At 40.8% G+C, this 19,973-nt stretch carries 19 protein-coding genes and 3 pseudogenes; 12 read left to right on the top strand and 10 right to left on the bottom strand.

Annotation, left to right across the window (positions count from 1 at the left end; all coding sequences use genetic code 11):
* The first annotated feature begins 65 nt into the window (after positions 1-65).
* Positions 66-1,466, top strand: coding sequence for a purine-cytosine permease family protein (locus tag AC5JQI_RS18990; protein ID WP_237385994.1), 1,401 nt, complete (start codon positions 66-68; stop codon positions 1,464-1,466).
* The gene (locus AC5JQI_RS18985) at positions 1,463-2,386 is read left to right on the top strand and encodes a PfkB family carbohydrate kinase (RefSeq protein ID WP_493913268.1); all 924 of its coding nucleotides are present in this window, start codon (positions 1,463-1,465) and stop codon (positions 2,384-2,386) included. The genes AC5JQI_RS18990 and AC5JQI_RS18985 overlap by 4 nt, the downstream gene beginning before the upstream one ends.
* A 65-nt stretch (positions 2,387-2,451) precedes the next feature.
* Here AC5JQI_RS18985 and AC5JQI_RS18980 read toward each other — a convergent pair whose 3' ends face one another.
* A complete protein-coding gene (locus AC5JQI_RS18980; protein ID WP_493913267.1) occupies positions 2,452-3,111 on the bottom strand; it encodes a helix-turn-helix transcriptional regulator in 660 nt (219 codons plus the stop codon).
* 94 nt (positions 3,112-3,205) lie between these two features.
* Between AC5JQI_RS18980 and AC5JQI_RS18975 the strand changes: the two genes are divergently transcribed.
* Positions 3,206-4,618 (top strand): MFS transporter, encoded by a 1,413-nt coding sequence (locus AC5JQI_RS18975; protein ID WP_493914735.1) that lies wholly within the window; start codon positions 3,206-3,208, stop codon positions 4,616-4,618.
* 197 nt (positions 4,619-4,815) lie between these two features.
* Here AC5JQI_RS18975 and AC5JQI_RS18970 read toward each other — a convergent pair whose 3' ends face one another.
* The 5 genes from AC5JQI_RS18970 to AC5JQI_RS18950 all read right to left on the bottom strand — a co-directional run bounded on the left by AC5JQI_RS18970 (position 4,816) and on the right by AC5JQI_RS18950 (position 9,548).
* A complete protein-coding gene (locus AC5JQI_RS18970) occupies positions 4,816-5,889 on the bottom strand; it encodes a sulfate ABC transporter substrate-binding protein (RefSeq protein WP_493913266.1) in 1,074 nt (357 codons plus the stop codon).
* 211 nt (positions 5,890-6,100) lie between these two features.
* The gene (gene pfkA, locus AC5JQI_RS18965; RefSeq protein WP_493913265.1) at positions 6,101-7,078 is read right to left on the bottom strand and encodes a 6-phosphofructokinase; all 978 of its coding nucleotides are present in this window, start codon (positions 7,076-7,078) and stop codon (positions 6,101-6,103) included.
* Positions 7,079-7,297: 219 nt separating this feature from the next.
* Positions 7,298-8,197 carry a CDF family cation-efflux transporter FieF gene (gene fieF, locus AC5JQI_RS18960; protein WP_493913264.1) on the bottom strand — a complete coding sequence of 300 codons (900 nt, stop codon included), beginning with the start codon at positions 8,195-8,197 and terminating at the stop codon, positions 7,298-7,300.
* A gap of 31 nt (positions 8,198-8,228) precedes the next feature.
* Positions 8,229-9,173, bottom strand: a complete 945-nt coding sequence (locus AC5JQI_RS18955; RefSeq protein WP_493913263.1) for a phosphatidate cytidylyltransferase — start codon at positions 9,171-9,173, stop codon at positions 8,229-8,231.
* Between the two features lie 60 nt (positions 9,174-9,233).
* Positions 9,234-9,548 (bottom strand): hypothetical protein, encoded by a 315-nt coding sequence (locus tag AC5JQI_RS18950; protein WP_493913262.1) that lies wholly within the window; start codon positions 9,546-9,548, stop codon positions 9,234-9,236.
* A gap of 283 nt (positions 9,549-9,831) precedes the next feature.
* Between AC5JQI_RS18950 and rfaL the strand changes: the two genes are divergently transcribed.
* Positions 9,832-11,064, top strand: coding sequence for an O-antigen ligase RfaL (rfaL, locus tag AC5JQI_RS18945; RefSeq protein WP_493913261.1), 1,233 nt, complete (start codon positions 9,832-9,834; stop codon positions 11,062-11,064).
* 52 nt (positions 11,065-11,116) lie between these two features.
* Here rfaL and AC5JQI_RS18940 read toward each other — a convergent pair whose 3' ends face one another.
* Entirely contained in the window at positions 11,117-12,256 is a 1,140-nt protein-coding gene (locus tag AC5JQI_RS18940; RefSeq protein ID WP_493913260.1) for a glycosyltransferase, read from the bottom strand.
* 177 nt (positions 12,257-12,433) lie between these two features.
* Positions 12,434-12,934 (bottom strand): Spy/CpxP family protein refolding chaperone, encoded by a 501-nt coding sequence (locus AC5JQI_RS18935; protein ID WP_493913259.1) that lies wholly within the window; start codon positions 12,932-12,934, stop codon positions 12,434-12,436.
* A 152-nt stretch (positions 12,935-13,086) separates the two neighbouring features.
* On the opposite strand from AC5JQI_RS18935, the gene cpxR reads away from it, so the two are divergent.
* From cpxR to AC5JQI_RS18910, 5 genes and pseudogenes are all read left to right on the top strand, one after another.
* Positions 13,087-13,779 (top strand): envelope stress response regulator transcription factor CpxR, encoded by a 693-nt coding sequence (gene cpxR / locus AC5JQI_RS18930; RefSeq protein ID WP_237387773.1) that lies wholly within the window; start codon positions 13,087-13,089, stop codon positions 13,777-13,779.
* Complete coding sequence (cpxA, locus tag AC5JQI_RS18925; protein ID WP_493913258.1) at positions 13,776-15,158, top strand: envelope stress sensor histidine kinase CpxA; 1,383 nt, start codon at positions 13,776-13,778, stop codon at positions 15,156-15,158. The genes cpxR and cpxA overlap by 4 nt, the downstream gene beginning before the upstream one ends.
* 382 nt (positions 15,159-15,540) lie before the next feature.
* Complete coding sequence (locus tag AC5JQI_RS18920; protein WP_493913257.1) at positions 15,541-16,851, top strand: nucleotide sugar dehydrogenase; 1,311 nt, start codon at positions 15,541-15,543, stop codon at positions 16,849-16,851.
* A gap of 627 nt (positions 16,852-17,478) precedes the next feature.
* Positions 17,479-18,378, top strand: a complete 900-nt coding sequence (locus AC5JQI_RS18915) for a DapH/DapD/GlmU-related protein (RefSeq protein WP_493913256.1) — start codon at positions 17,479-17,481, stop codon at positions 18,376-18,378.
* Positions 18,379-18,450: 72 nt separating this feature from the next.
* Positions 18,451-18,546: pseudogene (locus AC5JQI_RS18910) on the top strand (IS5/IS1182 family transposase); the annotation flags it as partial.
* A 53-nt stretch (positions 18,547-18,599) separates the two neighbouring features.
* Here AC5JQI_RS18910 and AC5JQI_RS18905 read toward each other — a convergent pair.
* Both AC5JQI_RS18905 and AC5JQI_RS18900 read right to left on the bottom strand, forming a co-directional pair.
* A pseudogene (locus tag AC5JQI_RS18905) lies at positions 18,600-18,860 on the bottom strand (integrase core domain-containing protein); the annotation flags it as partial.
* A gap of 16 nt (positions 18,861-18,876) precedes the next feature.
* Positions 18,877-19,248 (bottom strand): annotated as a pseudogene (locus AC5JQI_RS18900) (transposase); the annotation flags it as partial.
* Between AC5JQI_RS18900 and AC5JQI_RS18895 the strand changes: the two are divergent.
* The 3 genes from AC5JQI_RS18895 to AC5JQI_RS18885 are packed head-to-tail and all read left to right on the top strand — an operon-like array spanning position 19,152 to position 19,912.
* Positions 19,152-19,427, top strand: coding sequence for a helix-turn-helix domain-containing protein (locus AC5JQI_RS18895; protein ID WP_493914734.1), 276 nt, complete (start codon positions 19,152-19,154; stop codon positions 19,425-19,427). The pseudogene AC5JQI_RS18900 and the gene AC5JQI_RS18895 overlap by 97 nt on opposite strands.
* Before the next feature lie 57 nt (positions 19,428-19,484).
* Positions 19,485-19,772, top strand: coding sequence for a transposase (locus AC5JQI_RS18890; protein ID WP_493913255.1), 288 nt, complete (start codon positions 19,485-19,487; stop codon positions 19,770-19,772).
* Between the two features lie 32 nt (positions 19,773-19,804).
* Complete coding sequence (locus AC5JQI_RS18885) at positions 19,805-19,912, top strand: hypothetical protein (RefSeq protein WP_493913254.1); 108 nt, start codon at positions 19,805-19,807, stop codon at positions 19,910-19,912.
* The last annotated feature ends 61 nt before the right edge of the window (positions 19,913-19,973 follow it).

Raw genomic sequence — 19,973 nt, 5'->3', positions numbered from 1 at the left:
TTCTGCCTAGAGTCTTAAGTACGTCATTTAAACAAGAAGTTTTAAGACAGTGATGGAAAACACAAATGAGTACACAGAAAAATAGTCAACGGTTCTGGAAGATAGAACGCACAGGTATAGATATTGTTCCTTCCTCAGAACGTACAGGTACACCATTGGATTTATTTTGGGTCTGGTCAGCCGCTAATATTGGCATTCTCGGCATTGTTTACGGTGCCATCATTGTCTCCTTCAAACTCTCCTTTCTGCAATCCGCCCTGGCAGCATTAGTAGGGCTTTCCAGTTTTGCATTGGTTGGCTATGTCAGTTTCAGTGGCAAACGAGGAAGAACCACAACTCTTACCCTTTCCCGCACGATTTTTGGTATCAAGGGTAATATTGCCCCGACGGTGATTTTCTGGTTCATCTCCATGGGGTGGGAGTCCATCAATATTGTTACGGGTACTTTGACCCTTTCCGCGTTATTTCAGGCTTTCGGACTTGCTGAAAGTACGCTGTTGACTGTCGCCAGCATGATATTATTTTCAGGCCTATCAATAGGTGTCACGCTGCTGGGAAAAGAGATGGTCATTGCCATGCAGCGATGGGTTACCCGCGTTTTCGGGATCATGACTCTGGTTGTGGTGTTTTACATTCTGATGACAACAAATTGGGAATCGGTGTTGTCCATGCCATCAGGTAGTTGGTTAACGGGATTTTTGCCGGCAGTCTCAGTAGTTGCTGCGGGAAGCGGTATAGCTTGGGCGGCCTCAAGTGCCGATTATAGCCGTTTTCAGAATGAAAATTCGTCCGATGCAAAGGTTTTCACCGCAGTAACCACAGGCGGTATGCTCCCTCTGGTATTGTTATTATTTGCGGGAATTTTGCTCTCTGTTCAATTACCTGACCTTCCCAGCTCAGATAATCCTATTGCCCACATTGGCTCCATCTTGCCGGATTGGATGTTGATCCCTTACCTGATGACAGCCATTGCAGGCATAATCATTATGGCAGTCATGAGCCTTTATTCTGCCAGCTTGAACTTATTGACGTTAGGAATAAAAATCAAACGAATCCATGCAGTTACCATTGATTCGATGATTGTGTTGACTGTCGCGATTTATACCCTGTTTGTTACCGGCGACTTTATGGGGCCATTTATCGCATTCCTGATATTCTTCGGTGTCTTTTTGGCATCGTGGGAGGCGGTATTCTTGCTTGACTATATCGTGATCCGTCGAAAGCAGGGGTATTGTTCGGATAAATTGTTCAATTACATTGGCCCGAATGGCGGCATTAAGTGGATACCCATATTGTGCTGGCTACTGGGAGCATTGGCGGGTTTTCTGGTGACGAAAAATGATTTCATTAGTGGTCCGTGGGCAGTTGGGATTTTTGCGAATTCCAGCCTTGGCTTGTTTCTGTCATTTTTTGTCAGCTTTATCTGTTATGGTCTGTATTTGATGTTGAATAGGGATAAAAGATGAAAGAGCCTTTACTGCCTGTCGTTGTGGTGGGATCTGCAACAGGGGATATTGTTCTTAAGTTACCTGAATTGTCCCATGATGGTGAATATTGGGAAGCGGAAGAAGTTGATCGGCAAGTTGGTGGCTGTGCATTCAATGTTGCCCGCGCCCTTTGCCGTCAGCAAACCCCGGTTATCAACGGCATATTTGTGGGGAATGGGGCTTGGGGGAAGAGTGTCGCAACAGAAATGGAAAATCTGGGTTTAAGGGTGACCTTGCGCCATCCTACAAAAGACAATAGTTGGTGCTTTGCCATGATGAAACCTGATGGCAAACGCATCTATGTTTCTGTCCCCGGTTGTGACGATGCCTGGAATACAGAGATTCTGGCGACTATCCCACTGCCGGAACAGGGATTTATTTATACGAGTGGTTATGAATTAGCGAATCCCACTGCGGGTGATTTACGCGAATGGTTATTGGCCTCGCCTGCTAGCCTGACTTTGGTATTAGATTTTGGTCCTCGTCTGGTTGATATTGACCTTGAATTTATTCAGGCATTACCTGTGGATAGAACCATGCTCAGCTTAAATAAAGATGAGATTGCCTTATTGTGTGGCGATGGTGATCCCATGATACAGGCCAATCGCTATGCAGATGAACATGGCTTCACGATCATTGCTCGCGTCGGTGCAGAAGGGGCATGGATATGCCAGCCAAACCACCAGCCTGAACATGTGCCTGCTTATAAGGTTCGGTTTGAGGATGGGATTGGTGCCGGAGATGCACACTGTGGTGGTATGTTGGCGGGATTGTCTCAGGGCATGTCGTTACGGGATGCCGTGGATCTTGGAAACCGCGTTGCAGCCATAGTTGTCAGTCTTCCTGGTGCCAATGGAGCACCAACCAAGGGTAATCTGAACGATTTCGCTTTTGGCTGAGTCATCTGAAGAGATAGACATAAACAAAACCTACGCAATTGATACTGCGTAGGTTTTATCAGAGATTAAGTCAATGGTGTGATGCGATAGGCACAGCGTCGATTACCACTGAGAATAAATTCGGTTCTTTCCACATTGGCTTGCAGTATTTCGCGAAAAACATTCAACTCTGTTCGACAAAATCCTTGGCAGATTTTAGCTGCGAAGCAGATAGGGCAATGGTTTTCAAAAAACAAAATAGAGCCATCTTTTTCATCAACATCATAATGGGCCATATAACCTTCCCGGCTGCGGATAGCGACCAGACGCTCAACTCTTTCCTGTAACTCTGTGGCACCTTCCATTATCTTTTTATAGTTGGAAAGTGCCTCTTTCTCGCGGACACTGATAATCAAATCCAGGGCTGTTTCGCCTAATTGGCTGCGAATAATTGTAATCAATTGGGCTGTTAACTCTGCATGAGTATCAGGGAATAGGGCATGACCTTTCTCCGTGAGATACCAGAGTTGAATCGGGCGGCCGACCCCCTTCGCTTCAGATTTCCCTTTAATCAACCCCTCTTTAGCCAGCTTCACAAATTGTTGACGGACTGCTTCTCCTGTTGTTCCCAATAGTTTGCCGGCATCAGAGGCTTGTAAGGCACCTCGAGTTTTTAGAAGCATCAATAACTTCTCACTCACTGTCTGTCCTGCGATTATTCTATTTTCCAAGTCAGTGCTTGACATATTGTTGATTCCGACATTAATTTATTACAAGATTTATCTTGTTTAATTTAGCCTAAGATTTTTCACAACTCAACCTGTGTTCAGGACAATAATGATGATAATGACTGAGGAACGCCGCTGGAGAGATCTTTTTTCCAGCAAAAATGCGCCGAGTGCAATAGTGCTTTCACTGGGTGTGGGATTGATGGCGATCAATACCTTAATTGCGATTACTATTTTACCTTCCATTGTGAAGGACATAGGCGGGTTAAATCTCTATGCCTGGAATACGACATTGTTTGTCATGGCATCAATTATTGGTTCTATCCTTTCTGTGAGATTACTCAGTGTGTCAGGCGCAAGAAATGCTTATTTGGTTGCGGCATTGGTCTTTTTCATCGGCAGTTTGATTTGTACTCTCGCACCTACGATGGAAATTATGTTGATAGGAAGAACCATTCAGGGATTGGGAGGTGGATTTCTATTTGCTCTTTCTTATTTGATGATTAATCTGGTTTTTGAACAATCACTCTGGCCCCGGGCCATAGCGCTGATTTCGGGGGTGTGGGGGGTATCGACGTTAATCGGGCCGGCCATTGGTGGTCTTTTCGCTGAAATGAATGCGTGGCGCTATGCGTTTGGTATTATGATTCCCGCCATTTTGCTCTATGCCTTATTTGCCTATCTGATTTTGCCTAAAAAGCAGGAACAAAACAGAACCAAAACGCCATTGCCGACGGTACAATTGATTTTGCTATCAACGGCTATTTTGGTGGTTTCCTCGGGAAGTTTGTCACAAGATGTACGGATCAATATTATCGGCGTCGCGGTGGCAGTGATATTGGTATTATTACTGATCATTTGTGAACGTCGCACTTCGGCGAGATTATTACCTGAAAATACCTTTAGTTTTCGTTCACCCCACATGATTTTATTTGCCACTATTTTTCTCTTGATGCTTGGCTTGGCGAGTGATGTTTTTGTCCCCTACTTTTTGCAAATTCTGCATAGACAGTCTCCTTTGGCTGCTGGTTATATAGTGGCTTCCGCAGCACTTGGCTGGACATTAGGAGAAATGCTCAGTGCCAGCTGGCAGGGCGCGAAAATGCGATTTTCGATTATGAGTGGCCCTATATTCATGTTGATTGGCATGTTATTGCTGTTTGTTATGCTGCCATTCCAATCAGCAGGAGAGTGGCAAATAATGGTGTTGATCACTTTAGGGCTAGGGTTATTTGGTTTTGGTGTAGGTTTCGGCTGGCCGCATCTTCTGACACGTATTTTGCAGATTTCCAGTGAGGCGGATAAAAATATTGCTGGTTCATCCATTACAACCATTCAGTTATTTTCCTCTGCATTTGGCTCTGCCTTGGCAGGAATGATCGTCAATATATTTGGTTTTTATAAACCCGGTGGCGTAGAAGGAGCTGTTTCATCGTCCTATTGGTTATTTTTGATCTTCTCCATTGCACCAATATTGGCATTATTGACCGCATATAAATCAGCAAAAATTAAAGTAGAGAAATAAAATTATTATCAACGGCATTATCGTAAAAATAATGCTGTTTTATTCATGGTATGTAACCGGATATATCAATACCTTACAGTTTGATAGAGGTTATTTGCTGATAATAAAACATTTTTTCATACTATTTCTATTTTAGATTTTGGTTATATTGGTGGAGAATTATTTCCCCACCAATGATTTATTAAGCAATTCTCTGATTAGCGACGGATAATTTCATCAAAAATTCCGCCTGTAGCAAAATGTTCCTTCTGCGCTTTACCCCAGCCACCAAAAACTTCATCAATCGTAAAAAGTTTCAGTTCAGGAAAAACAGCACGGTATTTTTCGGCGATGGCTTTATCGCGAGGACGATAATAGTTTTTGACTGCAATTTCCTGTCCGGTCGGGGAATAAAGATATTTCAGATATTCTGTTGCCAATTCACGTGTTCCCCGCTTATCAACTACTTTGTCGACAACAGCAACGGTAGGCTCTGCCAGAATAGAAATGCTTGGTGTAACAATTTCAAATTTACTTTTTCCCAAGGCATTGTTCGCCAGCAGTGCTTCGTTTTCCCACGCAATCAGCACATCACCAATTCCGCGCTCCACAAAGGTATTTGTCGCACCACGGGCACCAGAATCCAGCACTTCAACATTTTTATAAAGTGTTTTTATGAACTCTTTGGCTTTATCTTGATTCTGATTGTTATGCTCTAACCCATATCCCCAAGCGGCCAAATAATTCCAACGTGCGCCACCGGAGGTTTTGGGATTCGGTGTAACGACGGAAACATCAGGGCGAATTAAATCTGACCAATCTTTTATCTGTTTGGGATTTCCTTTCCTCACTAAAAAAACTATGGTTGATGTATAAGGTGCTGAATTATCTGGCAGACGTTTAAGCCAATTTTTATCAATGCGCCCACTTTCTGCAATGGCGTCTACATCATATGCCAGTGCTAAAGTCACCACATCCGCTTGAAGGCCATTGATAACCGAAGTTGCTTGTTTACCTGAGCCACCGTGTGATTGGCGGATCTTTACATCATCTCCGGTTTTTTGATGCCAGTATTTGCTGAATGCTTCATCATACTGCTGGTATAATTCACGGGTCGGATCATAGGATACATTCAAAAGTTGAACCTCTTTCGCCCATGAATTGCCCGTCACAATCGCCAACGTCAGCAAAAATACCGCCGATGAGTAATATCTTCTTATATTTAACTTTATAACTCCTGTGTTCATGATCACGGTGACATGCTCCCCTAAGCTATTATCATTTTTCACCATAAAAACTGACAGAAAGCGTTATGACACTGAAATAATTTAAAATTTCTTCTTATACGTAAGAAGAATATGCACGATTTATTTCAAGATGCAGCGTAGCCAACAATGCTGCATCTTGAAAGGCGATAGGGGGATATGAGAAATAAGACAGCCACATTATGTGGCTGCCTCAGAAGATGAATTTTGCAGATTAATAAGAAAGCTGATGAAAGGATTAGTAGAGTTTTTTCGCTGTATCCAGCCAGTCTTTCTTGAAGATACGCTGCATATTTTGAACCGCGTCAATGATATCGTGATGAACAAGTTTCTCGTTTTGAATACCAACACACCGGCTTCCGTGCCCTTCCAGCAGTAACTGCACTGAATAAGCACCCATGCGGGAAGCAAGAATACGGTCATAGGCGACCGGTGCACCACCACGCTGGATATGCCCCAATACCGTTGCCCGGGTTTCATGGCGGGTTTCTGCTTCAATATATTTCGCCAACTCTGCAACATCACAAACATGCTCAGTAATGGCTACAATCGCGTGACGCTTGCCTTTTTGAATCCCAACCTTAATTTCAGCCAGCAGTTCTTCTCTATCGAATGGTGTTTCACCTTCAGGTAGCACAATAAACTCACATCCACCCGCAATTGCCGCCGATAAGGTCAAATCACCGCAATAACGCCCCATAACCTCAACAATCGAGATACGTTTGTGGGAAGTAGAGGTATCACGCAGGCGGTCGATTGCTTCAACTACCGTTTCCAGCGCCGTGAAATAACCAATGGTGTAATCCGTGCCTGCGACATCATTATCAATCGTTCCCGGTAAACCGATGCAAGGGAAGCCCGCTTCAGTCAGTTTTTTCGCACCTAAATAAGAACCATCACCCCCAATTACCACCAGCGCATCAATATCATTTTTGCGCATATTTTCAATGGCAATTTCCCGAACCTTATCATCCCTGAATTCAGGAAAACGGGCTGAACCCAAAAATGTGCCACCACGATTAATCATGTCAGAAACACTAAAGCGGTCGAGCTTCTTCATGCGGTTTTCATACAACCCCAGATAGCCATCATAAATGCCGTAAACTTCTAACCCTTCGGTTAAAGCGGCACGAACAACACCACGAATAGCGGCGTTCATGCCAGGGGCATCCCCGCCACTCGTTAAGACTCCGATTCTTTTAATCTTGTTGATCATGATGACCTCTGACTTGTAGATATATTATTTGTCGGTAAAGTATTTGCCAATCTGCTGACGACTGCTTGTGTAGGAAGACTTACAGCGATTTTACGAAACCTGATAGTCACTTTATTAGCTGAATTGATTCAATAGTACCTATGATACGGAAAAATACTCAGCCTGCATTAAGATTATGTCTATTTTTTGATGATCTTTTGATTATGGGTAAATTCACCATCAATCCCAACGGTTTTTATGTTCTTCAGGTACAAGGGAACAAGGATCTTGGTGAATAATAATATCGGCACCCGGAAACCTTTTCCGCAATTTATTTTCAATGCCTTCAGCCAAAGCATGGGCCTGTACCAATGGCAGATTATCATCTATCTCCAGATGGAACTGGATAAAACGAGTTGGGCCTGATTGACGGGTTCGGAGATTATGTCCACCTGATATGCCAGGATAATTTTGTATAATCTCGATAATCTCTTGCCGCTCTTCATCCGGCAAAGCGCGATCAAGCAAAGACTGTACAGCATCATATCCCATTCTTAACGCACTATAGAGGATATAGCTCCCAATCCCCAAAGCAAACAGTGCATCTGCACGTTTAAATCCATACAGGCTCAAAAGTAGCGCGACCAAAATTGCCCCATTCATCAATAGATCGGATTTATAATGCAACATATCCGCGCGAATGGCCTGACTTTGAGTTTTATTGATCACCCATTTCTGGAATGTTACCAAACATAACGTTGTAATCAGGGCAATGACGATCACCCAGATACCTATTACCGCATGTTCTAAAGGCTTGGGGGAAAATAAATGCTGAAGGCCTGTCAAAAACAGAAAAATCGCTGAACCGGAGATAAACATACTTTGAGCCAGGACTGCTAGTGATTCGGCCTTACCATGCCCAAACGTATGCTCTTTATCAGCAGGTTGAATTGAATAACGCACAGCAAAAAAATTGGTCAGAGATGCAGCCAGATCTACCAAAGAATCCACCAGCGCTGCTAATAAGCTCACTGAGCCTGTCAGCCACCATGAAAAAATTTTTACGATCAATAACACACTGGCCAGCACTGTTGCTGCTAACGCAGCGGTACTGACCCATCGCCCATAATTTATACTCATCGACTATAGCCCTTTGGTTATTTAGTCAGTCTCAGGTATAAAAGTAGCGCGTTAAGTGGAAAAATATAGGGGCTGCGAAGCAAAGTGAGTCAATTCTATCCAGCATCCCGCCGTGTCCTTCAATAATTCCACCAAAATCTTTCACACTGCTGTCTCGTTTAATTGCTGACATACACAATCCGCCGATAAATCCCATCAGAGTGATTGCCAACGACATCAAACCCGCTTCCCAAGGGGAAAAAGGAGTTACCCAAAACAACGATATTCCCAACAGCACCGAGGCTGCAATCCCCCCAACGAATCCCTCAACCGTTTTATGGGGACTTAATTTCGGCACAATCGGACGCTTACCAAATAATTTCCCGAATATATACTGCAAAACATCAGACATCTGCACCACAATCATCAGGAACAGCAATAATTTGATATTTTGTTCTTTATACTCTGGAATATCTAACATGAGCAGAGCCGGCGCATGGCTGATGGCAAACACCGTGACCAGCATCCCCCATTGGATTTTGGCGGTTCGTTCCAAAAAGTGCGTAGTATCCCCAACCAAGGCAGTACGGGCTGGCAGGAACAGGAATACATATACGGGAATAAATACTGAGAATAATCCGTACCATTGTACGCCAACCAAAACATACTGCATGGGCATGAAAATAAAGAAACACCAAAACAAGGCTTCATGATCACCACGGCGAGTCGGTGTTAACGTGATAAATTCGCGCAAGGAAAAAAATGACATTACCGCGAACAAAATAACTAATCCCATAGTACCAACAATAATGGCTACCACACTGATGATGCATATCATCCACCAGCCACGGATTCGGGCATTCAGATTATCAATTGTGGCATTGCGCTTTTCCCCTGAATACCAGAGGGTCAAAATTCCACCGATGACACTGGCGATAACTAATATTCCAAATACACCGCCTAGCAACAGCATCAAGTCATGATCAATCTTCGTCATAACATCAACTCCTCTAATGCAGACAAAGCCCGTAGCAGGAAAGCTTCCTTGTTTTCGCCCTCACTTAATTTCTCCGCTACGATCAACGAATACTGCACGGAATACGTTATTAACGAGGTAACAACGTAACTTGGTTTTATCCCAATAATCACGGGCTGCTACAGGATGAACTTGGTGACGCAATGTAGGTGGAAGCACAGACCAAATCACCAATCCATCAAGATGGCTGGAGTGATTGGCATAATAAATTCGACTTGCAGTGGATGGCTCACAGCCAATCCATCGCGCCTGTACACCAGTTAAAAGACGACATAAACCTGATAGCGTGGCACCCATGCCTTTTGCCAATAGGTCCATTTTATGGGGGTTATTCATATTGGGTATCCTTATCCCTTTTTATGTGAATGATAATGATAAAATTTTTTAATTAACATAATAATAGAGTATAAGGTAATGAAAATTATTCAATATAACAATAGGTTAGGGATGACTGGTAAATGGAAGTAACTTTTTGATTGGAGAGAGAATTTTTCTTTGAGTTTCACAGAATGAGATAAAAATGCTTCAGAATTAGTAAAATTGCATTTTTGTTCGTGCCTGCTTTACTAAAATAATACAAAATACCAACCAGAAATCCTCTTTCCAGTCTGGTATGGTTATGTTTAAAGAAACCGTTAAAAATTACTTATCTTGGAGTACATTTTGTGTCGGTGGTTACATCGCACTTGTCTACGTAACGGGTATCACACGCTATAAGAACTTATTTTTTGCTTTGATAGCAATAACTGCACTCTATATGCTTATTAAAAATCCCAAAGGATGCGTTGCTGCACTGAAGAATAATATTGTGTTAGCTTTGGGATTATTAATTTTGACTTATCTCTATTCGATAGTTATTTCGCCTGATCCCAAGCTCAGCTTCAATGAGCTCAAAACACCTTTTTTTAGAGATGTCGTTCTCTCCAGTGTTCTGATTACGTTAGCATTAAGCCATACGGATAAACTTAAAATCCAGAAAATGATTATTGGTTCATTTTTGCTTGGATTGTTATTTATCACGCTAAAAGAAATGTACCTGTTTTATCAGGATTATCAGAACAATATCATGCCATTCACAACCTATAACCACCGTAATATATCAGATGGCATAGTGTTCTTTTTCCCCGCACTTGTCGCTCTTTGGCATTTTCAAAACAAGAAAAATTATGTTCGTTTTGCGCTGACTACTCTGCTTATTATATCTGTATTTTTTGTATTACTCGGAACGCTTTCCAGAGGTGCCTGGCTTGCAGTTTTTGTCATGTTTTTCATAATGATTGTTATGAACAAAAATTGGAAAACCTTAATTACCAGCATTGTTATTATTGGCTCTGCTATATTTATCATCAAATCTGACTATCTCATGAAAGGTTCTACTTTGACTTATAAGTTGGAACAAACAGATAGCAGCCATCGCTATAGCAATGGGACACAAGGATCTGCCCTAACTTTAATTTTAGACAATCCAATCAAAGGTCATGGTGCCGGTAACAAAATCTATGACCAAATTTATAACGATAACGTTCAAAATTATCCTGATTGGACCTTTAAAACATCGCTTGGTCCTCACAATATTTTCCTGACTGTTTGGTTTGCGGCTGGAATATTCGGGTTAATTGCCTTTTTATTTTTAATCTTCTCGTATCTGAAACAATCTACTCAAGAATGGATAACAAGTAATAACGGTAATAATCAGGCCGCATTAATCTTATTTATCTCTTTCGTTGGGTATTTTATTGTCAGAGGGAATTTTGAAAGTATTCATTTGAATATCTTAGGTATCTATCTTGGCTTACTGGCTGCGTTGTGTCAGCAAAGATGGCGTGAAAGAAAGCAGAAAACTGAAGCATAAGTTAACTACTCTGAGGGCTATTCAACACTTTTGGATAGCCCATTAAAAATGGTTAAAACCACTCAGCTAACGCTTCTGACAGAGACATACTGACATTAGTCCAATCATATTGGTTTATTGCCGTTTCTTTGGCATTCTCAGCGATAACGTTTAAATTATTATTCAACAAGGTAGACAAAATATCTTTGGCAATAGATTCCGGAGACAAAGGTTCTTGCAATAAAAAACCGGTCCTTTCAGGGATCACAAACTCCTTTATTCCACCTCTTGGACTGACCAAAACGGGGACTCCGCATGCCATTGATTCTAAGGCAACCATGCAAAAAGCCTCTTCCCCTAATGAAGGCACGACGGTTAAATCAGCAAGTGGATATACCTGATGCATATCTGCCGGAAGCATACTCCCTGCGAGGATACAGATATCAGTCATTCTTGAAGCTTTATCCAGCACTTTTTTCCGATAAATTTCGCGTTCACCTTTTTTAGTGGTTGAATGATCTCCGATCATCAGCAACTTTATATTTTTATGTTTTTTATGCAGTAAAGTAACGGCATCCATCAGTTCAATAACACCTTTGCCTTGATCTAACCGACCAGCATATAAGATGACGGTTTCATTATTTTTTAAACCGAAACGTTCTCTTTTCCAGTCACTTTTTTGTATATATAGTGTCTTATCGATGCCATTAGGGACTACTTTGATATTTTCTATTTTTACTTCTGAGTGAAAAAAATGGGCTAAAAAATGACTGGGTGTAATGAGTTTTGTCTCTGACCCTAAGTCAGTTGTTCTATGTTTATTATGCAAATGAAGAGCCATCAATTTTTCTGGGTAAAACGTCTTTACTGCGTTGTAAAGCGGGATAGAATTTTGAATGATCAAAATAGGGTTTTCGTCATCCTGACACTGATCACACATGACCACATCCATAACCCTTTTGGCATAAGGGTAAGGATCTAAACGAGACCATTTTCTGAAAAAACGTTTATAAATTGCACTAGTATATACTCTGTGGATTGTGGAGTATTCACTGATTTGTTCTATCGGTTTCTCTGTTTTTTCTCCCTTGCAGACAATTAAATTTTTAGTCTGACTCGTTTTGGCAACATTATAGACCCACCATTCTACAGCGGCAGAGTAGGTTGGAGGTATCGAATGAAATTCAGGAGCAATAAAGACAAATTTTTTCATGGAAAAGGGGAACAGTTGGAATCATTTACCAAATTAGATAAAAAAAAGCCAATTTATGCAAGTAAGCTGCAATTTGCATAAAAAAAAGCCCCTCAAGGGGGCTGAAAGACAGGGATGGTGTCTATGGCAAGGAAAACCGTTGTTGACGCTACTGAGCGCCTAGTTACTGGCAAAAACTCAGTCTATATCCCGAGCAGTGTGCGTTTCATAACGTTCTTGTAGTCGCTCTTTCTGCTCAGGTGTTAATAATTGGTACATCTGGTTACGGATACGTGCAATTTCTACACCCAATTCAATATTTTTTTCTGCTATTTTTTCAAGCTGCAATCGAACCGCAGCTTCATCAAAATTCTTCTCGGTCAAAATCTTATACATCTTTTGACGCTCAACTTGCATATCAACAATTGATTGCTCATGCAGATGTTGTTTTTTCACTAAATCCCACATCTGTTGACGCTGTTGTTCAGTTAATATTATTCCACCAAAGATATAACTATAGTTGTAGTTATGTTCATCACTTTGATAATAATTAGAGTCTCTTTTATGACCATATGGCATACAATAAGGCAAAGGACTTATGGCCTCAGGAACATCATCCGTATCAGCAGTTTCAGCTAAGGCCATTATTGGTCCGAGAACAACCATTGACGCTAAAGCCAATATTGCTATGTTACGCATTAAATTTCCCCGCTTTCTCGAACAGCAGCATTCGATTCAGTGCGGATAACTATAACCCTGCGGCTGCAAACTAGCGTCAGAGCATGTAAAAGAACGTAAAGTCATGGAATAGCTGAGTTTGTTATCGTATTTTGCTCTTGGAGGAAGAATTAATGCATAAAATCTTATTAGTTGATGATGACCGCGAGCTGACATCGCTATTAAAAGAATTGCTCGAGATGGAAGGATTCAATGTTGTCATCGCCCATGATGGAGAGCAGGCCTTACAATATATAGATTCTTCAATAGACTTGTTATTGCTGGACATCATGATGCCGCGCAAGAACGGTATTGAAACGCTCAAAGAGCTACGGCAATACCATCAGACCCCTGTTATCATGTTAACGGCACGTGGAAGTGATTTAGACCGCGTTTTGGGATTAGAGCTGGGAGCGGATGACTATCTCCCTAAACCGTTTAATGATCGTGAGCTGGTTGCCCGTATCCGTGCGATTTTGCGTCGTTCCAACTGGAGCGAACAACAAGCTGATATGGGGACACCGATACTGGAGATAGATAAACTACAACTCAATCCTGGACGTCAGGAAGCCAGTTTTGACGGTACGATTTTGGATCTGACCGGAACAGAGTTCACTTTGCTATATTTATTAGCACAGCATTTAGGGCAGGTTGTTTCCCGTGAACATTTAAGTCAGGAAGTCTTAGGGAAACGCTTGACACCTTTTGATCGTGCTATTGATATGCATATTTCTAACCTGCGTCGTAAATTACCGAATCGAACTGACGAGCTTCCATGGTTTAAAACATTACGTGGTCGTGGTTACTTAATGGTTTCCGCAAAATGATCAATAGCCTGACAGCCCGCATCTTCGCAATTTTCTGGCTCACACTCGCACTTGTCCTGATGGTGGCCTTAATGGCCCCCAAACTGGACTCACGGCAACTAACACCACTTCTAGACAGCGAATATCAACAGGGGAAAAAACTGGCGAAGCAACTGGAAGAAGAACTGATTCGCTACCCAGCAAACGACCTATTCTGGTGGTTGCGGTTGGATCGCGCTATCGCCCAATTAACGCCCCCGGGCCAAAGTTTACTCCTTGTCACCAGCGAAGGACGTATCATTGATATCGATACCCCGACTCGTCAGAAGCAAGTGGTTCGTAACTTTATCGGGCAATCTGATAATGCGGATCACCCTAAAAAGAAAAAATATGGCCGTTCTGAAATACTTGGGCCTTTTTCCATTCGAGATGGTGAAGACCACTATCAACTCTACCTAGTGAGGCCAGCAGGCAGCCCACAATCAGATTTTATTAACTTGATGTTTGACCGGCCTTTTTTACTGCCGGCGGCAACCATGTTAATCAGCGCTCCACTGTTATTATGGTTGGCATGGAGTTTGGCAAAGCCGGCTAGGAAATTAAAGAACGCAGCAGATGACGTTGCAAAAGGAAATTTACGGCAACACCCCGAACTAGAATCCGGCCCACAAGAATTTTTGGCGACAGGCAGCAGCTTCAACCAGATGATAAGCGCATTGGAAAGGATGGTTACTGCCCAGCAACGGCTTATTTCTGATATCTCCCATGAACTGCGCACACCATTGACTCGCTTACAATTGGCGACAGCCTTACTGCGCCGCCGTCATGGTGAAAGCAAAGAACTCGAACGCATCGAAACAGAGACCCAACGTTTAGATGGGATGATTAACGATCTGTTAGTACTTTCCCGTAATCAGCACAAGAACGAGTTACTGCGCGAAAATATCAAAGCCTACGATATATGGCATGACATCCTGGAGAACGCTAAATTTGAAGCCGAGCAGATGAACAAAACGTTGGATATCGTTTCTCCGCCCGGTACTTGGATAATTTACTGTAACCCGACAACACTCGGCAGCGCACTGGAAAACATCGTCCGTAACGCACTTCGATACTCCAGCAGCCATATTGCCGTTGCATTTAAGTCAGACAATCAAGGTGTCACGATTACGGTTGATGACGATGGCCCGGGAGTCAGCCCTGAAGACCGAGAACAAATTTTCCGACCGTTTTATCGGACAGATGAAGCACGTGATAGAGAATCCGGTGGAACTGGATTGGGACTGGCGATTGTTGAAACGGCAATAAGTCAGCATCGAGGTTGGGTGAAAGCAGAAGATAGCCCTTTAGGTGGGTTACGGTTGGTGATTTGGTTGCCGTTGCATGGTCATGGAAGGTAGACATCTTTCATCTTGAGATTTGGTTAGTTACAGCATGTAATAATTAAAGAAAAAAACGTTATTATACTTGACCTCAGGGTGTCGAGGGACTAACCTCGTCGCTGCCTAACACAAATCATTGATATGTTGATTTTTGTTAGATAGACAAATCTTCCTCTTCTAACTAAGAGGATAAGCTAAATTTGAGTATATAGCAGGCACTCTGGGAGCCGTAACCCAGTGCGGTAGCTTTGATGCTGTTTTAATATTAATCAAGAAAATAATATTACGTACCTTCTTCATTACCTTTCTCAATTCAATACTCATATGAACTAAAAAAATGCTCTTAATCCAAGAACATTTTTTTAGCTTAATTTTATATGGTATATCAAAGGCCTATAACATGTCATTTCTGAATCAATTAATTAGTAAGTTTAATAATAAAAATGCAAATATAGCTATTGTTGGGTTAGGGTATGTCGGATTACCTTTAATGCTACGATATAGTGATATTGGTTTTAAAGTTATCGGTTTTGATATAGATCAAAATAAAACGGATAAGTTAAGTCAAGGCCTAAGTTATATTGAGCATATTTCTTCCTCTAAAATTAAAAAAGCTATTGAAACAGGTTTTGAAGCAACAACTGACTTTTCAAGAATTTCCGAATGTGATGCAATTATCCTCTGTGTACCAACTCCATTAAATAAATACAGAGAACCTGATATGAGTTTCGTCATAAATACAACTGATATGGTGAAACCATTCTTGAGGCAAGGTCAGATACTTTCTCTAGAAAGTACAACTTATCCAGGTACGACTGAAGAAGAGCTATTACCAAGAGTAGAAGAAAATGGTTTAACAGTCGGTGAAGATATATTCCTCGTATATTCACCGGAACGAGAAGATCCGGGTAATCCTGATTTCGAAACGAGAACAATCCCAAAAGTTATTGGTGGACATACAGAAAACTGCTTAAAAGCAGGTATTGCCGTTTATCAACCAGCTATTGATCAAGTTGTTCCAGTTAGCTCCACAAAAGCAGCAGAAATGACTAAGCTGCTTGAGAATATACATAGGGCCGTTAATATAGGTCTAGTTAATGAAATGAAGCTTGTTGCAGACAAAATGGGTATTGATATACATGAAGTCATTAGGGCTGCTGCAACAAAACCATTTGGATTTGTACCTTACTACCCAGGTCCAGGGCTAGGTGGTCATTGTATACCTATCGATCCTTTCTATTTAACATGGAAAGCCAGAGAATATGGTATAAATACTCGCTTTATCGAACTTTCTGGTGAAGTTAATTCGTCAATGCCTGATTATGTTGTTACTAAGACGGTCTTGGCATTGAATAAAACCAATAAATCTATCAGTGGAAGCCGTATTCTTGTATTAGGAATTGCATACAAGAAAAATGTTGATGACATGAGGGAGAGTCCATCAGTCCATATAATGGAAAAACTAAGGGATTTAGGGGCATTCGTAGAATATTCTGATCCACACGTTCCTGTCTTCCCTAAAATGCGTGAACATCACTTCAACTTAACAAGTCAATCTATAACTGAGAGTAATTTAAAAGAGTTCGACTGTATTATTCTAGCAACAGACCACGATAAATTTGACTATAACTTAATAATTAACAATGCAGAGTTAATTGTTGATACTCGTGGAAAATATTCTCCTAATCATAATAATGTAATAAAATCTTAAATGAATAACTCCCATCGTAATCGATGAGGAATTGTAATGATTCTCCTAAGAGATTATAACTAACACTATTATAAAAATGGAAAAGAAGTACCTTTCTCCAATCTATATATTCTTTATCTTTCAAACTATTATTTTGTTGGCTTTATCTTAGCTAAATATATAACTAGCTCATACTTATAAATAATCATTCAAAATGTTATATAATTTCCTTACCCCTTTCTTGGAGAGAGGGGTAAGGAATATTCACTAATTAAATGTACAACTGTTATTAAACCTTACTTATAATGATTTTATCTTTTTTACCATCTAATAAATTTGGAGATATATGAAAATATCTATCTATTTTATTGGTTATAAATGATATTCATATTGAACTTATTTAAAATAAACATACATAAATGTAATTTACTAAATGCCTTTTCATAATAGTGAGAGTATTTCCAGATGGTGATCCCTTGTCCCGCGCGGCACGCGGGACAAGGTTTACTCCTATCATTTTGAAATGCGATTTAGTCTAAATTAGAAAATGCAGTATCTTAAATATAACTAGATGTAAAATAAATAATAAGAGCCACGAGATATTCTAAACAAAAACATATCATAATAAATTTATTCTCAAAAATAATCATGAAAAAAATTGAAAACTTGATAACCTCAGATTTAATTAATGATCTTTTTAATATAAAAATAGATATTCCTTCATTTAATGGCATAGGCGATGTATATTCTAATCACAGAGAATTTTTGCTAAGTTATATAAAAAATGATAGTTATATCAATGTGTTAAATAACAATAAAAATATACATGGCGTAATCTGCAAATCAGAATCAGCAATAAAAATAGATCCTAGAATTACAAAAATAATACATGAAGATCCTAACTTTGCTTTTTTTTCACTAGTAGACTATTTTGGAAAAAAAATAGGTCATAAAAATAAATCTGTAATAGAGAGCGACATACTATATAACAATATATATATATCTGATTGTGATGTAAATATAGGGAAGAATGTCATAATAGAGCCTAATGTTACAATTCATCCTGGAGTAATAATTAAAGACAATGTAATTATTCGTTCAGGTAGTGTAATAGGTCTTGATAGCTTTCAGCATCAAAGAACTATTCATGGAATATTTAGTCCAAAGCATGATGGGTTTTTATTAATAGAGAATAATGTAGAAATTGGAGCAAACTCTACATTAAGTAGGGGATTTAGCTATAGAAATACTATTATAGGGGCTAACTCTAAATTAGATGCACAAGTATACATTGCCCATGGAGTTAATATTGGCAGTGATAATATCATATGCGCTGGAGCAAAGGTAATGGGGCATGTTAAAATTGGAAATAACACTTTTATAGGTCCTGCTTCGGTTATTAGCAGTAGACTGATGGTTGAAGATAAATCAAGGATATCTCTCGGCTCGATAGTGACAAAAAATGTAATCTATGGCCAAACGGTTACAGGAAATTTCGCTATACCTCATGATATATTTATTGAAAATCTAAAGAATATAATCAATTAGATTTAGAGCCTATCCCAATAGGAGATATTTTATATTATAATCAGCTTTCTTTAATTGAGGGGATGTTTATTCATGAATAAGAAATCGATAGCACAATGGTTCATTTCTGATGAGCTCAGGCAGAAAATAGTCCCCTCTGTTGCCCCGCATAAACCCCATAATCCTATCTGTAGCGGTCAAGCATTTCCGGACACAATTTTAGCCTCTTCCCACTGCTTTTCTTATTCAACGGGAGAAAGACCGCCAGTGAAACTATGGGGACGGACGTCGTTGTCATATCCGCCCAGATATTTCGTGATATCTCTTATCGCCTCATGGATATCCAGATAACCTTCTGGTGGGATCCATTCGGTTTTCAGACTTCGGAATATCCGTTCCATCGGGGAATTATCATAGCAGCAGCCCCTGCGGCTCATACTTTGGATAATCTTATTTCGCCACAGTAAGCGGCGAAATTTCTTGCTGCTGTATTGGCTGCCTTGGATGCCCTTCTAAGTGTCAAGTCATTATTTGTATACTGTTGATTTGACGATTTCGGTTACACAGCAGGGTAAAGACTTCCCTCAAGATATAACGTTTCAAACAGCGTATTGCCTCCAGTTTGGAGTGACCTTCTGCCATACGCTTTGCGACATATTCCTGAGTTCGGGGATCCGTTCGCAGCCTGCCAATAGCAATGATATGCAGTGCACTGTTGGCAGCACGATCACCGCCACGGTTGAGCCGGTGCCGCTGATTTTTCCCTGAAGACACAGGTACCGGACTCACTCCGCATAAAGCAGCAAAGCCAGCTTCTGAGTGGAAACGTTCTGGATTATCTCCCGCTGTCATCAGTAACTGGGCGGCACATTCATACCCTATCGCTCCACGGCTTTCGTTATACAGTTCCCGAACACGGGCACACTACCGCGCAAATTGTCGTGTATGTGCAGGCGCGTTGGCAGGTAACTTTCACGGTGGCCGGAATGACAAAATGGCTTCACCGTCAGGGATTCCGCTACAAGAAGCCCATGGGCATGCCCCATAAATTTGATGCAGATAAACAGTAACAGTTTATTGAAGCCTACAACGCGCTAAAAGAAGAATGTGGTCAAAATGAACCTATTTTGTTTATTGATGCCGTGCATCCTACCCAGTTCACAAAATTAAGTTATGGCTGGATGAAGGGCGGGAGAACGCATGTCAAAGTGGTTGAAAACACGGGCGGTCGTATTCGGCTTAACATCATGGGTGCCCTTAATTTACAACGGATTGAAGACACGATTATTTGTGAATATTCGACCATTAATGTGAAAAATGTCGTCCTTTTTTTCGGCTCAATCAGGGAAAGTTACCCCTTTCTCAAAAAATTCACATTATTCTGGATTGCGCGGGTTATCATCGTTCTGAATTAGTTTAATTTTTTGCTGAAGTTCTGAATATTGAGTTGCATTATCTGCCGCCTTACAGTCCGAACCTCAACCCGATTGTGGAAATATGCGAACGAGCAGGTACGAAACAATATTTATTTCCCAGATGCAAAAACATTCCGTGAAACACTCCATAATTTTTTTCATGTCACGTTGCCAGAAAAAACAAATGAACTCATTACCCAG

Source organism: Xenorhabdus sp. XBWT (genome assembly GCF_059072735.1).
This window is presented reverse-complemented; position numbering and strand designations above follow the sequence as displayed.

Coding starts and splice junctions, on each gene's coding strand:
- AC5JQI_RS18975 (WP_493914735.1), top strand. CDS start 3,206: ATGATAATGACTGAGGAACGCCGCTGGAGAGATCTTTTTTCCAGCAAA.
- AC5JQI_RS18940 (WP_493913260.1), bottom strand. CDS start 12,256: ATGAAAAAATTTGTCTTTATTGCTCCTGAATTTCATTCGATACCTCCA.
- AC5JQI_RS18935 (WP_493913259.1), bottom strand. CDS start 12,934: ATGCGTAACATAGCAATATTGGCTTTAGCGTCAATGGTTGTTCTCGGA.
- AC5JQI_RS18985 (WP_493913268.1), top strand. CDS start 1,463: ATGAAAGAGCCTTTACTGCCTGTCGTTGTGGTGGGATCTGCAACAGGG.
- AC5JQI_RS18955 (WP_493913263.1), bottom strand. CDS start 9,173: ATGACGAAGATTGATCATGACTTGATGCTGTTGCTAGGCGGTGTATTT.
- pfkA (WP_493913265.1), bottom strand. CDS start 7,078: ATGATCAACAAGATTAAAAGAATCGGAGTCTTAACGAGTGGCGGGGAT.
- AC5JQI_RS18980 (WP_493913267.1), bottom strand. CDS start 3,111: ATGTCAAGCACTGACTTGGAAAATAGAATAATCGCAGGACAGACAGTG.
- AC5JQI_RS18920 (WP_493913257.1), top strand. CDS start 15,541: ATGTCATTTCTGAATCAATTAATTAGTAAGTTTAATAATAAAAATGCA.
- rfaL (WP_493913261.1), top strand. CDS start 9,832: ATGTTTAAAGAAACCGTTAAAAATTACTTATCTTGGAGTACATTTTGT.
- AC5JQI_RS18915 (WP_493913256.1), top strand. CDS start 17,479: ATGAAAAAAATTGAAAACTTGATAACCTCAGATTTAATTAATGATCTT.
- AC5JQI_RS18950 (WP_493913262.1), bottom strand. CDS start 9,548: ATGAATAACCCCCATAAAATGGACCTATTGGCAAAAGGCATGGGTGCC.
- AC5JQI_RS18990 (WP_237385994.1), top strand. CDS start 66: ATGAGTACACAGAAAAATAGTCAACGGTTCTGGAAGATAGAACGCACA.
- fieF (WP_493913264.1), bottom strand. CDS start 8,197: ATGAGTATAAATTATGGGCGATGGGTCAGTACCGCTGCGTTAGCAGCA.
- cpxR (WP_237387773.1), top strand. CDS start 13,087: ATGCATAAAATCTTATTAGTTGATGATGACCGCGAGCTGACATCGCTA.
- AC5JQI_RS18970 (WP_493913266.1), bottom strand. CDS start 5,889: ATGGTGAAAAATGATAATAGCTTAGGGGAGCATGTCACCGTGATCATG.
- cpxA (WP_493913258.1), top strand. CDS start 13,776: ATGATCAATAGCCTGACAGCCCGCATCTTCGCAATTTTCTGGCTCACA.